This window comes from Ochrobactrum teleogrylli (assembly GCF_037482325.1).
In the GTDB taxonomy this organism is placed as follows: domain Bacteria; phylum Pseudomonadota; class Alphaproteobacteria; order Rhizobiales; family Rhizobiaceae; genus Brucella; species Brucella teleogrylli.
Genome location: NZ_JBBHKQ010000001.1, coordinates 2,258,314 through 2,272,810, shown reverse-complemented (window position 1 = coordinate 2,272,810; position 14,497 = coordinate 2,258,314). Strand labels below are relative to the sequence as shown.

The following is a 14,497-nucleotide window of genomic DNA, read 5'->3' as shown; positions in this document are numbered from 1 at the left end:
CTATTGCAGCATGACGGACTGCGTTTCCGGTTCGTCTTCGTCCGGGCGCACCGGGGCTGGGACCGAAAAGTCCAGCCGAACGGGCAGGTGATCCGACCCGGCATCTTCGCGGGCTGCAGCCCTGGGCGCAACAATATCCGGGCTTGTGAAAATCTGATCGATAGGCAGGCCGAGAAAAGGCGCTAGCGACACCGGCAGGAACGACGGGAACCAGCTTCCCCCGATGCCTGTCATATGTGCGGTCTTCGACGCGGCCTCAATCCGGCGAACGGTATTGCTCCACGGCACGGCATTCAGATCACCAGCGATGATCGTCGGCCCAGCCAACTCCCTTAAGCTCGGCTCTATGAAGCCAAGCTGATAGGGCTGCCAGCGCGGCCATGGCCATGAAAAATGCAGTGAAGCTACGTTGACATGCGTGCCGCCGAGATCGACGGGGGCGATAGCGAGCACGCCATCACCGATGCAAACAGGTTGTGCGCCTTCAACGAAAGGACGGCGGGACAGTATACCCACGCCCCAAGTGCGGGGATCCTTACGGCAATGCAGGCGATAGGGATAAGTCCCTTGGAGAATATCGAGCCACTTCGTCCACTGCTCGCTGGCTTCCTGATAGGTGATGATGTCCGGCTTTTCGCGAGCGATCATTTGCAAGATGCGCTTTGGCTCCGGATTGTCCTCCCGCAGATTGATCTGAACGAGGCTATAGCGCGGCCCTGTTGCTTCGGCTGAGGTTGCGCCTGCCGTATCGCTGAGAAAATCACGCGCCATGCCGAGCGTGGTGCTGAGCGCCATGATGGCGAACAGCAGCAACATCGCACCTTCGCGCCGCATCTTGGTGAACAGCAGCGGCAGAGCCAGCACGATCATCAGAACCGCGAGATGTGCCCGAAAATGCGAAAACGAATCGAGCGCCGGATGGACCGCACCGAGAAATCCCAGCACGAGCGGGATGGATACCGCTACAGCGGCAAGCAGCAACAGGAAGGGGATATTCTCACGGCTCTTCGACATGAGATGCCTTTAGGGATGGATTACGGCGTGATGATGGAAGGAGGGCAGTAGGGGAATAAGGGAATAAGGGAATAGGGGAGTACGGGAGTATGTTGGTGCTGAGGCCGCATTCCCGAAGACCTACTCCCCTATTCCCTTATTCCCCTACTCCCCTAACCTCACTGGAACGCCGTCTCGTAGAAGCTTCGAAGCTTGCGCGAATGCAGCCTTTCATCCGGCATGGCGGCGATCTTTTCCACCGCGCGGATGCCGATGCGCAGATGCTGCGCCACTTGCCGCTTGTAGAACTCGGTCGCCATGCCCGGCAGCTTCAACTCGCCGTGCAGTGGCTTGTCCGAAACGCAGAGCAGGGTGCCGTAGGGTACGCGGAAGCGGAAGCCGTTGGCGGCGATGGTGGCCGATTCCATGTCGAGCGCAACGGCGCGTGCCTGCGAAAGACGCTGCACCGGGCCGCGCTGGTCGCGCAGTTCCCAGTTGCGATTGTCGATGGTGGCAACGGTGCCGGTACGCATGATGCGCTTGAGATCATAGCCTTCGAGGCCGGTGATTTCTTCGACCGCTTCTTCCAGCGCGACCTGAATTTCCGCCAGCGCGGGCAGGGGAACCCAGACCGGCAGGTCGTCGTCGAGAACGTGATCCTCACGCATATAAGCGTGGGCCAGCACGTAATCGCCAAGCTGCTGGCTGTTGCGCAGGCCTGCGCAATGGCCGAGCATCAGCCATGCATGCGGACGCAGCACGGCAATATGGTCGGTGATTGTCTTGGCGTTGGAAGGTCCAACGCCGATATTCACCATGGTGATGCCGGAATGGTCGGAGCGCTGCAGGTGATAGGCTGGCATCTGCGGCAGGCGTCCCAATGGGGTGCCGCTGCTTGGCGCGGTTTCGCCCGCACGGGTAATGAGATTGCCCGGTTCCACGAATTGTTCGTAACCGCCGCCGCCCTGCGCCATCAAATCGCGGGCATAGGCGCAGAACTCATCCATGTAGAACTGGTAGTTGGTGAAGAGCACGAAGTTCTGGAAATGCGCCGGGCTGGTCGCCGTGTAATGCGCCAGCCGGTGCAGCGAATAATCAATGCGCTGTGCCGTGAAGGGCGCAAGCGGCATCGGTTCGCCCGGCGCGGGTTCAAAGTCTGCATTGACGATCTTGTCGTCGGTGGCCGCCAGATCCGGCACGTCGAACAGATCGCGCAGCGGATGCTGGAAGGCGCTCGCGACCGAGGCCTCCACATAGGTGCCTTCCATGAAGGCAAAATGGATCGGGATCGGTGTGGACGATTCGCGCACCGTGACCGTCACGCCGTGATTGCGCATCAGCAGGCGGATTTGCTCGGTCAGATAATGGTCGAACAGGTCGGGACGGGTAATGGTGGCGGAATAATCGCCCGGCGTCGAAACATGGCCAAAAGCCAGACGCGAATCCACATGCGCGAAGCTCGATGTGGAAAGGCAAATCTCGGGGTAGAAGGCGCGGTATCGCTGGGCACGTATTTCCCCGCGCGCCACTTTCTCGAAAGCATTGCGCAGAAAACCCGTATTGCGCTCGTAAAGCTTTTGCAGCGCGGCAACCGCCGCGCTCGCATCGGTAAACACCTCCGGCTCGACCGGCGACGGCGTTTTGATTTCGTTGAGAAATGATTGTTCGATTCGCTGTGTCATGGCTTAGTATAGCAGAGTCCATGACCATAAAATGAAGCAGATTATGCGGTGCGTTGCAGGCTGACATAGAGCACAAGGCCGACGCCACTCATCTTGGTGTGCTCGCCGATTTGCATATAGGCGAAGGTTGCCGCCGGGCCGGTGAAAATCGCTGTGAATAGGAATACGCGCAGCGCGATTGCGGCACTGGAACGAATGGTTCTGGTCATGGCTGTTTCCCCGTCTTGACCTGCATGGAAGCCAGCGGGCCGAACATCGTCTGGTCACGATAGCTATCGTGTTTCCTGTCTGCGAAGACGCCGGCGACAACCGCCAATCCGGCAATGAGCAGACAAACGATCGTCAGGCGCCTGAGCAACATGAAAGCCCCCAAAAGGTTCAAATCCGTCCTTGTTGTTGCCCAGTTTAGCGAGCGCGCCTGAACCGCAGCTGATACGGTCGTTCATGTGCGGTTCAAAAATATTGATGTTCCGTTAAATGCGCCGGATTGGTCTTGTGCCTGTCGAAATGGGTCTTATGTTTCCCATCATTGGAACGCGGGACGCTTCCCGCACAAATCTGCTGCACACACTCGAACGAGTTGGAGAAAGCCCATGGTTGAACAGACAAAGCCCATCGAGCTGTACTATTGGCCAACGCCGAACGGCGTCAAAATCAGCATCATGCTGGAGGAACTGGGCGTTCCTTACGAGGTCAAATATGTCAATATCGGCAAGGGCGACCAGTTCAAACCGGACTTCTTGAAGATTGCCCCAAACAACCGCATGCCAGCGATCATCGATCCCGAAGGGCCGGGCGGCGAACCGATCTCGGTTTTCGAATCCGGCGCTATTCTCCAATATCTTGGACGTAAGTTCGGTAAGTTTTACCCGACTGACGAACGCAAGCGCGTGGCCGTCGACGAATGGCTGATGTGGCAGATGGGCGGGCTGGGGCCGATGTCGGGTCAGGCGGGGCACTTCCGTCTCTATGCGCCGGAAAAGGTGCAGTATGGCATCGACCGCTATACCAATGAGGTCAACCGTCTTTATGGCGTGCTGAACCGTCAGCTCGAAGGCAAGGATTATATCACCGGCGAGTATTCCATCGCGGATATGGCCAGTATCGGCTGGGTGAATGCTTTCAAGAACTACGAGCAGAACCTCGATGATTTCCCGAATGTGAAGCGCTGGCATGAAACCATGAACGCGCGTCCGGCCGTCGCGCGCGGTCTGCTTGTCGGTAAGGAAGAGCGCGAAAAATCCAATCTCGCTAACGACAAGGAAGCGCAGAAGATTCTCTTCGGCCAGAAAGCGCGCTAAACGCGGAATAAAAGGAAAGGGCGGCTATTCAGGCCGCCCTTTTCGTTTGGTGACTGTTGCCGCCGCGATTATTGGCGCGTCAGGCTTTCGCTCTTGCAGATCAGGCCGCCGAGTACGCATCCCGACAGCGATAGTGTGTTGCCCTTCACCGATGCCTTGCCCGTATAGGTCTTGCCTTCGTCGAGCTTGTTGACTTCGCCCTTGTAGCTGCCACCCGTGCCGGACATGGTGCCGATGGACTTGCCCTTGTACTCGCCGGTCATGACCGTGCCGCAGAATTTGTTGCCGCCGCAGGACGCATAGCTGATGATGGTACCGTTCGGGCGCTTCCAGCTGCCCACAATGCCTTCCTCCGCCAGGGCGGGCGCGGCGAAACTGGCTGCAAGTGTCATTCCAAGAATAAGAGTGCGGATCATTCATTCCTCCCAATGTGCGCCAGTCCCGCTCCATCGGGATATGGCGCAAACCGCTTCGTTCATTTGCCGTGGTCGCCGTAACCGGGGCCTTTGCCTGATCGAAAAGCCTCGGATTGCGCCGGTTTTGCAAGACGACAGTGTTCTCCCCCAATCGCCACGACTTACGCAAACGTAAACGTAAACGAGATTTCGCAAGAGCGGAAGTGGAATTTTCACTCTCGCGGGAGCGTTGGTGAAGGGATTCTCTGCGCATGTGTAAACGTCGAAATGCACCAATCCGACGGACAGCGTTTGTCCTATGGTTATCATCCGGTTTCCATGCACCGAGTGGATTTGAATTGAATTTTTGGAAAAACCCAGCAATCCGCGAGGCTTGGATGTTTAACAAAATCCCAAGTTTACACCTTGTTGGGATTTTGTTGGTCAGACGTTAAGCATCTGGTTTAACGCGCATTTCAGCCCTGAGCTCTATTCTCGACATTATGAACGGAACGACAGAGACGGCGTTTTCAAAGCGGTAGCAACCGCCACGAAAGAAAGACCGGACGGTTCTCGGGATTTAACAGGGACAAAGAAAAATGGCACAGTTTCAGAGCTTTACGCAGCAGCAAAAGATCGCCTCGCAGGACCGCATTCTTCTGGAAATGGGCATGAAGTTTGCAATCGGTCGTGATTGCGAGATCGACGTGGTCGCAGCCCATAAGTGGCTCAACATCGCTGCCATTCGCGGCAACGAAAAGGCCGCCCGGATGCGCAATCAGGTGGCCGCCACAATGAGCAAGACTGAACTGGCCGCAGCCCTTCGCGATGCACGCGAATGGATGACCACGCACTGATACTGCGAAAGTCATGACCGGAAACAAAAGCCGCCTTCGAAGGCGGCTTTTTTGCATCAGCTCATGCCGAGATAGCGGCCCGGCTTGTGATTGATCGAGATGATGAGGTTCATCGCCACTGCGCCCAGCAGGGACAGCGCCATGTTCTGCCACGGGATGAAGAACAGTGATGCCAGCATGATCACCAGATCAAGGCCGAGCTGAAACCAGCCCGCCCGAATTTTATAAGCGTCCTGGAGATAGAGCGCCAGAATATTGACGCCGCCGACGCCGGAGCGGTGGCGGAAAAGTGCCAACACACCCATTCCCATCAAGGTGCCGCCCATCAGCGCAGCAAACAGCGGATTGACAGTGCTGAAATCGACGCTCTGCGGTATCAGCCAGGCAAAACCCGACAACATGCCGACCGCAACGAAGGTGCGGATCGTGAATGGCCATCCCATGCGCCGGATGGCAAAATAATAGAACGGCAGGTTGATCAGGAAATAAAGAAGGCCGAAATTTGTGCCCGTCGCATATTGAATGAGAAGGGCGATACCGGCGGTGCTGCCGGTCATCAAAGTTGCATGACTGTAAAGATTGATACCGAGCGCGATAAACGACGTGCCAATGAGCATGGCCATCGCGTCTTCGTAGAGGCGATGACGGTCGTGGCTCATTGTATTGGGCACACCGGCAAGCGGAGCGGCGCTATCTGCGATATTGGCCACGTTCGGACTCCAGCAGCGAGAGCCGGGAAACCGGCTCAAAAGTTAAAAGCCGGATTGGGTCCGGCGCTCGTTTAACAGATGATTGCGCTGTGCCGATAGGGTCGTTGTTGCGATGATCGTACACGAACGTCAAGTCTTGGGAGACGCATGGAATATAGCAGTGCCAGAGCGCCTTGGCATCATTTGAAATATTGCTATTTTACGATCACCTTTATTGGCTAGCTACTTTTTATGGTCGGTTTGCTTTTGTTTTGTTTCGCGACGAATGCTGTCGAGAAAAGCGTCCACTTCGCGGGGCTCGCGTAAATGGCGCTTTATGAGGTGATTTGGGGCCTCTTCCATGAATTTCAGGGCGCGAATTCGCCCATTTTTGCGATAATCGACCACCCATTTGATGAAATCCCAGTCAAAACGCTCCGGGCAGTCTAAGCCCATATCCGGTCGGGTGCGGCCATGATATTTCACGATGCGCCAGATGATCCGCCAGAGGCGATGACTAGTTGAAATATCGAGAAAGATGAGCATATCGGCCCGCGAGGCGCGATAGGCCATGGTATGGCTGTGATTGCCCTCAAAGACCCAGGCCTCACCGTCCGCCGCTTCCTTTGTCAGACGTGCGATTTCATCCAGCGAACGCATCACCCAGCCTGGTTGCCAGTAGATGGTGTCGATGTGGATGACCGGCAGGTCCAGCATCTGGCCCAGTTCCCGCGCCAGCGTTGATTTTCCTGAACCGGCGCCACCGATAATCATGATACGCTGTGGCATCGTCCACCGTCCTTAATGCAGTTTCTGCTTAAATAGAAAGCGGTCAATTTGATGGCGTTACTATGTCGTTACTATGAAGGCGGTAACCATAACGGGCCGAAAATGATCGTTAGAAAATTTGTATTGCCAGAGCCTGTAATATTAAGCAAACGATTGACAGTCAATTTTGCCAGGAGCAATGTTGGCGCGGAAAAGGAATGAACAGGAGCAACAGGTTGGGCCTGCGTTCTTCTTAATTCCGGCATATGCTGAGGAATATAGAATCCCTGCATATGCAATAGAGATTGGTCGGGAAGCATCAATCCGGTGTCTCGCGATCCAAGGGGCCGTATTCGATAGGGAGTGACGCAATGTCCATTCGAACCATCACAGCTTTGGCAGGCACCGCCATCATTATGGGTGCAGCGGCTTTCACCTTCTCGTCGCCTGCAAGCGCGTTGACGATGAAGGAATGTAGCACCAAGTATCAGGCCGCCAAAGACGCCGGAACGCTCGGCAATCTGAAGTGGAACGACTTCCGCAAAGCGCAGTGCGGCGACGACGATACTGCAGCTGCTCCGGCGGCACCTGCCGCAGCAGCGCCAGCCGCCAAGGCTGCAAAAACGGCAGCTCCTGCCGCTGATGACAGCGCCAAGGGCCTGACGATGAAGCAGTGCAGCGCCAAATATCAGGCTGCCAAGGACGCAGGCACAGATGGTGGCGTGAAGTGGAACGATTTCCGTAAGGCCGAATGCGGCGCCGGAGCCGATCCGATTGCGCTCAGCACGGATGGCAATAGCGAACCTGCTGCACCAACCGTCGCGGCTCCAAAGGGCGTGAAGTTCCCAACTGCCGTTTCTGCGAAATATTCGAATGAATCGGCTGGCAAGGCGCGCATGCACACCTGCCTTGAGCAGTATCACGCATTGAAGGATGCCAATGCACTTGGCGGCCTGAAGTGGGTGCAGAAGGGCGGCGGCTATTACAGCCTTTGCAATGCACGCCTCAAGGGCAATTCCTGATCTAAAGCATGTCTCCCGAAGTGGGAACCAGTTTCGGGAGACATGCGTAAAAACAAAAGCTTAAAATGTGTCGCGTGAATATGACTGAACGCGACACACTTTAAGAAAAAGGGGCCGTGAGGCCCTTTATTTTTGTCGTGAAAACCAGCCGGTCAGCGCAACACCGAGCCAGCCAAGAATCATCAGGCTTCCGCCTGTCGGCGCGGCAAGGGGAAACAGCCGATTGCCGGTGATATCGCGCATGAAAAGATCACCGCAGAAGAGTGCAAGGCCTACGACCAGAAGTGCGCCGCCGATCATGGCTGCGCGGCTTGCAGGTGCCAATAGGGCCAGCACGAGCAGGGCTGGCGCGTGCCCCAGAAGCAAAGGTGCTATGCTGCCGAGGTGGTTTTCACCCCCATGGGCAGCGCCCGCATAGGCAGCAATTGCTAGCGCGCCGCAAAGGCCACCGAGCGTGCTGAAAAGAACGTTATAGGGTCTGCCATTCAATAAACTGGACATGATGGCTCGCTGTTCAAACGGTTTCGGTGCTTTTGACGGTCTGGCGGGCATCTTCCAATGCGCCGGGCAGGGCGGCTTCGAAGACATCCAGCTGCTCTTCGATTCCCACGCTCACGCGAATGCAGCGGTCGAGAACCGGTGCGCCGGGCTTACGCACGAAAACATCGCGCGCGATCAGTCCATTCATAATGGCGGAGGCGAAGGCTGCATCGCGTCCACAGTCAATAGCCACGAAATTGGTTGCCGAAGGGATGGCGCTCAAGCCATTGGCCGCGGCAATGGCAGCGATACGGTCGCGACCGGCATGGATTTTGCCGACAACGTCCTTGAGATAGGCCTGATCTTTCAGCGCTGCGATAGCTGCTGCCTGCGCGACACGGTTGACGGCGAAATGGTCGCGGATTTTGTCGAATGAGCGGATCGCTTCAGTGCTGCCGACGACATAACCGCAGCGAATGCCCGCCAAACCGTAAGCCTTGGAGAAGGTGCGCATGCGCAGAATATTTGGGCGATCTGTTTCGAAAGGTGGGAAGGCCGAATCCGGTCCGGTCTCGCAATAGGCTTCATCCAGAATGAGCATCGTCGTTTCCGGAAGCCCGTCGATGAATGACTGAATGTCGGCGCCTTCGTGCCAGGTCCCCATCGGGTTATCCGGGTTGGCCACATAGACGATGGCTGCATTCTCGCGCTTTGCAGCAGCGAGCAGGCCATCCAGATCCGATTTATCATTGCGATAAGGCACCGTCACTAACGCGCCGCCATAACCTGCGACGTGATAATTGAAGGTCGGATAGCCGCCGAGTGAGTTGATGACCTTGTCACCCTCTTGAACATACTGGCGAACGACCAGACCAAGTAGGGCGTCGACGCCAGCACCGGGCATGATATTCTCGGCTTTCAAGCCGTGATGCCCGGCGATGGTATGGCGCAGTTCGTAATTTTCCGGGTCACCATATTTCCAGACCTCTGCAGCTTCGCGCTGCATCGCTTCGATCACCGAAGGTGCTGGGCCGAAACTACTCTCATTGGCGCCAATGCGGGCCTTGAACGGTTTGCCGCGCTGCAATTCCAGCGTTTCGGGGCCGACAAACGGCACGGTTGAAGGCAGCTTTTCCACAAGAGGCGTGAGGCGGGGTGATCCCATGGCGATATCCAGTCAGCTTTCCGTCAGGCAATGAAGGCGGCTCGGTCGGGCGAGATGGTCCGCAACTGCTGCCGCATGGCCGTTCGTCCTCCCGATAATCAGGCATAGCAAGACCTGCCCGTCGGTTCCACCAGAATGGTGAGAAAGGCGTGTTTAGCGGTCCATTTGCTGGATATTAAAATAGGTGATCAGGGTTGGCGGCATTCGTGATGTGGTCAACGCATCAATTTCATTTAGCTGAGAAAGCGCTGACGATCCCGGATTTTCAATCGGGTACTGTTGATGCGAGGTTTATTGCGATCAGCTGTGCGGCGTGTTCCGTCGTGTCGTTTTGACGAAGGCGGTCGATAAAGGTTCGAGGCGCGATAGTAGGAGGCGAGGACGCTTTTTCGGAGTGTGTTTTCAATCACTGGCCGGCTAAGGCGTGCCCGACGCAAAGCGGAAACCACAGAAGAATGCGTGGTCGTAAGGACTGAGGAATTCGCACCGCTCCATTAAGGAGGTGCGTTTCGGCTTCCGAACCGCAATGGCAGATGAGGCCGATATTAAGAGTTCCGCTTCCAGTGCTGTCGCGAGAAGAGGATGCAGTCAAATATGGAAGACATGTTTTAAGGCATTAAACCACAACTCTACGAAGGGCTGCGTCCGCGTGGAGTAATCCAATCGCGTTGTTTTTGTTTACGATTCTCGCACCGCAGCGTAATCGAAATCAGATGTGTCCCGATTTGTCCCTGTCGGCGCTCCAGACGTTGGCCGGAAATCCCTAGTGAATCTCCAGCACTTTCACACAGGAATCGAGATCATGCGTAGCCAGATGCGCATATCGCATGGTCATTTGCAGTGTCTGATGACCGAGCCACATCTGCACACGGCGGATATCGATCCCACCGCGAACGAGGCGCGAAGCACAGGTATGGCGCAGAATATGCGGTACGACCTGATCGTCAGTGCCCAGGCCGACTTCCATCTTGGCTTCGTTCCAGATCTGGCGGAACCGAACCTGATTGAGCATCGAGAATGGGCCTTTGAGGCGCTCATGTGCGATCTTCGTTGCCTTTGCAGCACGGCGGGTGAGGGGAACGGTACGGCTTCTGTTGGATTTGGTGAGCCAGAAGGTGACGCGATGGTCCTGCAAATCGTTCCAGGTCAAACCGATGGCTTCGCCAAGACGGCAGCCCGAATCAACCAGAAATACGGCAAGACGGAAACTGTCTTCGCAGCGCGATTTAATTGCGGCGAACAGGCGCTTTTCTTCTTCATATTCGAGGAAACGGATGCGTCCGACCCGTTCTTTCTGTCGGACGAACTCCGGCAGACTATAGATATCCCCCATTTTATGCGCCTTTCGCAGCAGCTTGCTCAGCGCAGCCATCTTTCTGTTGATGGTTGCATTGCTGTTGCCGCGCTCACGGAGCGTGCCAATAAGGGAATCAAGCATTTCCTGATCGAAACCTGAAAAGCGTTCGCCCTTCAGAATTTCGTCAATCTCGCCGAGAAACGACCTCACATTATACTTGTGCGAGCCGTCATCCCACAGAATGTTTATATATTTTCCCGTCAACTCGGCGATGGAGAATTTCTCCACGAGGCGATGGTTTTGGCTTCTGTCGGATGCGTAGTTCAGATTGTAGTCGATGATTGGCGCGTATTTGTCACCAGAACCGACTTTGGTTTCCCCAATAGTTATCATTTTGCGCCCCCCGGCATTCTCCGGGCTGCACAACTAATGGAATAATTTAAGAAGCACAAGATAAGTAGGCTAATTTTATGCAGAGACATGGTGCGATCCTTGTTTAAGGCCCCCCGTTTGTCCCCATCTTTCTGTTTCTCGGTAATTCCCCTCATCGCCACCGGCCGAAATCCCCATTTCGAGGCGGGTGGTTTCACAACTCTGTGAACAACGATTCTACGATTGCAGACGCCAGCGGTTTCCCGCTGGCGTCTTTCTGTTCAAGCTCGATCTGATTAGAACGAACGCTGGAAACGGACCATGCCGCCGAAAGCGTTGTCTTCGTCAACGACATTACGGTATTCGCCGCCGAACTTGGTGTAGGAAACTTCTGGCGTGATGGTGAAGCCAGGAACCAGTTCGTAAGCAACGTTGGCCGTAACTGCGGTCTTGCCCCAGTCGTCATGCGCGCCCTGAATGTTGATGACAGCCTTGTCGGTTGCCTTGAATTTCAGACCACCCCAGACAGCCCAATCGCCGCCCCACTGGCCGTACATCTGCAGCGGAGATTCTTCCGACGAGTACGCGCCCTGCAACCAAACCGAGAAACGGTCGGTGATGTTGACGTCGCCGCGAACCTTGGCAGCCCACTCTTCGATGACCGAGTCGTAAGCTACGACACCAGCGATCGAACCCCAGCCGCCTGCATATTTCAGGCCGCCAACAACGTGCGGCATGTAGCCGTCGATGGTGAAGCCGTCGTCACCCTGTTCAAGAGCGATCACAGCCGAGAAGCCGTTGCCACCGGTGAAGGTGTACGAGATCTTGCCCGTGCGATAGCCGCCAACTGCGACCACGTCATCGTTGATGACATCGCCGAGGTAACCGGTGAAGGTCTGGAATTCCGACTCATCGATACCGACCTTCAGGCCGCCGAGTTCGATATAAGCGAACTGAAGTACAACTTCAGAATCGGTGGTGCCGTATACGCCGTCTATACGCGAGTTGTTCGCGAGGTAGTTGAAGCGGGTTTCAGTGTAGGTCTTGAGTGTGCCGAGTTCGGTTTCCGAAGCCGTCGAGGTGCGGAGTGCAAAGCGAGCTGATTTGTCCCAACCTTCACGGTCTTGACCCGAATAGACGTTGTCGCCGCCCTTTACGTCGTAACGGACGTAACCATGGATGCGCAGGCAGGTTTCGGTGCCCGGGATGTAGAAGTAGCCAGCGCCGTATGCGTCGCAAACGCGAACATATTCAACGGCTTCGGGCTCTGGCGCGACGATTGCGTCGGCAGCCTGAGCGCCGGAAGCTGCAACCAGAGCTGCAGCGGAGCCGAGAAGAAGGCTCTTGATGTTCATTTCTGACCTCCAGTCAAGAATCGGAGGGAAACCAGAAAATACCTATAAATCAGTATGTTACGTATTTTCGAGATTCAAAGTGTCAAAAACGCTCGCATCGCACGGCCTGAATATGCGTCGAGAAACGGCTCAAAGAGACGATACTATCGATGATTTTGGGGAAGGAGTTGGAAAGCTGATTGCAGCTAGTGGCGGAGAGGATGGGATTCGAACCCACGAGACCCTTATGAGGTCTACTCCCTTAGCAGGGGAGCGCCTTCGACCACTCGGCCACCTCTCCGGTAAGGGCGAGATAGCCGGTACGCCGAGGCATTTCAAGCGATTTACGCAACAGCTGGTAAAATTTCCTGCGAATTACACGCATTATATATAAGGCAACCATGGTGCAGGCTTGATTTGCGGCGTTTCGGCTATGCGCTCTTCATTGGTCCGTCGCACAATCATGCCATTCAGAACATTAGAGATTCGGCCTCTCACAAGAGGAATCACCAAGTTACGGACATCCGCAGGACACTTTCTGTTCCCAGGTGGCAAATGGTGGAATCTCGACGCTGTTTTGGCGCTTAACTTAAAAAAATCTACGTTTTCAATCGTTAAGATCGGTTAATTCGTGGTTAGGAATGTTAATAAACTCTAAAGAAGGGCCACCAAAGCTGACAATTTCGTGTCTTTTCTGCAACAACCATTCTGCATAGAGGGCTTGCCGGGGCGGGTAAGCCGTATTCGCAGTTGAAACGAGGGAACGGGCGAGTATCTTCACATCCAGAAGAAGGAGCGCTTCGGGGCGACTTTTTCACAAGGGGATGGGGACAGGTTGTCCTTCAGCCAAATCAAAATGCCCAGACCCGTTTTTAACTTTGACTGGAGGTCAGAAATGAACATCAAGAGCCTTCTTCTCGGCTCCGCTGCAGCTCTGGTTGCAGCTTCCGGCGCTCAGGCTGCCGACGCAATCGTCGCGCCAGAGCCCGAAGCCGTTGAATATGTTCGCGTTTGCGACGCATACGGCGCTGGCTACTTCTACATCCCGGGCACCGAAACCTGCCTGCGCATCCATGGTTACGTCCGTTACGACGTAAAGGGCGGCGACAACGTCTATTCCGGTCAGGACCGTGAAGGTTGGGATAAGGGCGCTCGTTTCGCGCTCCGCACCTCGACCGCTTCGGAAACCGAACTCGGCACGCTGAAGACCTTCACCGAAACCCGCTTCAACTATGCTTCGGCTAATTCGCGTGAAGACGGCGTTTATGGCTCGAACTCTTCCGACGTCGTTATGCAGTTCGCTTATATCGAACTCGGCGGCCTGAAGGTCGGTATCGATGAGTCGGAATTCCACACCTTCACCGGTTACCTCGGCGACATCATCAACGATGACGTGGTCTCTGCTGGCGCATACCGCACGGGCAAGATCTCGTACACCTTCACTGGCGGCAACGGCTTCTCGGCTGTGATCGCTCTTGAACAGGGTGCGGACAACGACGGTGGCTTTACGGGCGCTGGCGACTACGCAATCGACGGCTACATGCCACACGTTGTTGGCGGCCTGAAGTATGCTGGCGGCTGGGGTTCGATCGCTGGCGTCGTGGCTTACGACTCGGTCATCGAAGAGTGGGCTGCCAAGGTTCGTGGCGACGTCAACATCACCGACCGCTTCTCGGTTTGGTTGCAGGGTGCATACGCTTCGGAAGAAAATCCGGACCAGATGTACGGCCAGTGGGGCGGCGATTGGGCTGTCTGGGGTGGTCTGAAGTTCAAGGCAACCGACAAGGCTGTCTTCAACCTTCAGGGCGCGCATGACGATTGGGGCAAGACCGCAATTGCTGCTAACGTTGCTTACGAGCTGGTTCCTGGCTTCACCATTACGCCAGAAATCAACTACACCCGCTTCAGCAACGACTGGCGCGCCTATGACGGTGGCATCACCGAAAAGGACGCAATCGGCGGCACCATCCGCTTCCAGCGTTCGTTCTAATCCTTTACGGATTGGTTACAGGAAACCCGGCAGCTCAGCTGCCGGGTTTTTTGTTGTTCTCTGATTCGAACGGCTCTTGCATTTGTGGAATGTCCTGTCTTTGTACGAACGAGCTATTGAAATGCGCCGCTCGGACGAAGCGGATCACAGAC

At 55.7% G+C, this 14,497-nt stretch carries 15 protein-coding genes and 1 tRNA gene; 4 read left to right on the top strand and 12 right to left on the bottom strand.

Features of this window, described 5'->3' with window-relative positions; genetic code table 11:
* From WIX40_RS10705 to WIX40_RS10690, 4 genes are all read right to left on the bottom strand, one after another.
* A complete protein-coding gene (locus WIX40_RS10705) occupies nt 1-1,014 on the bottom strand; it encodes an endonuclease/exonuclease/phosphatase family protein (protein ID WP_121535543.1) in 1,014 nt (337 codons plus the stop codon).
* A gap of 158 nt (nt 1,015-1,172) precedes the next feature.
* Nucleotides 1,173-2,675 (bottom strand): AMP nucleosidase, encoded by a 1,503-nt coding sequence (locus WIX40_RS10700; RefSeq protein WP_121535546.1) that lies wholly within the window; start codon nt 2,673-2,675, stop codon nt 1,173-1,175.
* 41 nt (nt 2,676-2,716) lie between these two features.
* Nucleotides 2,717-2,884, bottom strand: coding sequence for a hypothetical protein (locus WIX40_RS10695; RefSeq protein ID WP_171318949.1), 168 nt, complete (start codon nt 2,882-2,884; stop codon nt 2,717-2,719).
* The gene (locus WIX40_RS10690) at nt 2,881-3,036 is read right to left on the bottom strand and encodes a hypothetical protein (RefSeq protein ID WP_167836020.1); all 156 of its coding nucleotides are present in this window, start codon (nt 3,034-3,036) and stop codon (nt 2,881-2,883) included. The genes WIX40_RS10695 and WIX40_RS10690 overlap by 4 nt, the downstream gene beginning before the upstream one ends.
* Before the next feature lie 232 nt (nt 3,037-3,268).
* Here WIX40_RS10690 and WIX40_RS10685 point away from each other — a divergent pair, with 232 nt between their 5' ends.
* Entirely contained in the window at nt 3,269-3,976 is a 708-nt protein-coding gene (locus WIX40_RS10685; protein ID WP_109368624.1) for a glutathione S-transferase N-terminal domain-containing protein, read from the top strand.
* A gap of 68 nt (nt 3,977-4,044) precedes the next feature.
* Here WIX40_RS10685 and WIX40_RS10680 read toward each other — a convergent pair whose 3' ends face one another.
* The gene (locus WIX40_RS10680) at nt 4,045-4,392 is read right to left on the bottom strand and encodes a DUF2147 domain-containing protein (RefSeq protein ID WP_109368625.1); all 348 of its coding nucleotides are present in this window, start codon (nt 4,390-4,392) and stop codon (nt 4,045-4,047) included.
* Between the two features lie 578 nt (nt 4,393-4,970).
* On the opposite strand from WIX40_RS10680, the gene WIX40_RS10675 reads away from it, so the two are divergent.
* The gene (locus WIX40_RS10675) at nt 4,971-5,228 is read left to right on the top strand and encodes a hypothetical protein (protein WP_109368626.1); all 258 of its coding nucleotides are present in this window, start codon (nt 4,971-4,973) and stop codon (nt 5,226-5,228) included.
* A gap of 56 nt (nt 5,229-5,284) precedes the next feature.
* On the opposite strand, the gene WIX40_RS10670 is transcribed toward WIX40_RS10675, so the two are convergent.
* Both WIX40_RS10670 and WIX40_RS10665 read right to left on the bottom strand, forming a co-directional pair.
* A complete protein-coding gene (locus tag WIX40_RS10670) occupies nt 5,285-5,938 on the bottom strand; it encodes a YitT family protein (RefSeq protein WP_371834126.1) in 654 nt (217 codons plus the stop codon).
* A gap of 222 nt (nt 5,939-6,160) precedes the next feature.
* Entirely contained in the window at nt 6,161-6,691 is a 531-nt protein-coding gene (locus WIX40_RS10665; protein ID WP_319081235.1) for a P-loop NTPase family protein, read from the bottom strand.
* Between the two features lie 365 nt (nt 6,692-7,056).
* Here WIX40_RS10665 and WIX40_RS10660 point away from each other — a divergent pair, with 365 nt between their 5' ends.
* Nucleotides 7,057-7,707, top strand: coding sequence for an antifreeze protein (locus WIX40_RS10660; RefSeq protein WP_109368629.1), 651 nt, complete (start codon nt 7,057-7,059; stop codon nt 7,705-7,707).
* 126 nt (nt 7,708-7,833) lie between these two features.
* Here the strand turns inward: WIX40_RS10660 and WIX40_RS10655 are convergent, their stop codons facing one another.
* The 5 genes from WIX40_RS10655 to WIX40_RS10635 form a co-directional block, all read right to left on the bottom strand.
* Nucleotides 7,834-8,208, bottom strand: coding sequence for a DUF423 domain-containing protein (locus tag WIX40_RS10655; RefSeq protein ID WP_109368630.1), 375 nt, complete (start codon nt 8,206-8,208; stop codon nt 7,834-7,836).
* 13 nt (nt 8,209-8,221) lie between these two features.
* Nucleotides 8,222-9,352, bottom strand: a complete 1,131-nt coding sequence (locus tag WIX40_RS10650; protein WP_339439865.1) for a pyridoxal phosphate-dependent aminotransferase — start codon at nt 9,350-9,352, stop codon at nt 8,222-8,224.
* A gap of 763 nt (nt 9,353-10,115) precedes the next feature.
* Entirely contained in the window at nt 10,116-11,042 is a 927-nt protein-coding gene (locus tag WIX40_RS10645; RefSeq protein ID WP_109368632.1) for a tyrosine-type recombinase/integrase, read from the bottom strand.
* 275 nt (nt 11,043-11,317) lie between these two features.
* Nucleotides 11,318-12,376, bottom strand: a complete 1,059-nt coding sequence (locus WIX40_RS10640) for a porin (protein ID WP_121535552.1) — start codon at nt 12,374-12,376, stop codon at nt 11,318-11,320.
* Between the two features lie 189 nt (nt 12,377-12,565).
* A tRNA-Ser gene (locus WIX40_RS10635) sits at nt 12,566-12,656 on the bottom strand.
* A 594-nt stretch (nt 12,657-13,250) separates the two neighbouring features.
* Here WIX40_RS10635 and WIX40_RS10630 point away from each other — a divergent pair.
* A complete protein-coding gene (locus WIX40_RS10630; RefSeq protein ID WP_121535555.1) occupies nt 13,251-14,345 on the top strand; it encodes a porin in 1,095 nt (364 codons plus the stop codon).
* Nucleotides 14,346-14,497: the final 152 nt, after the last annotated feature.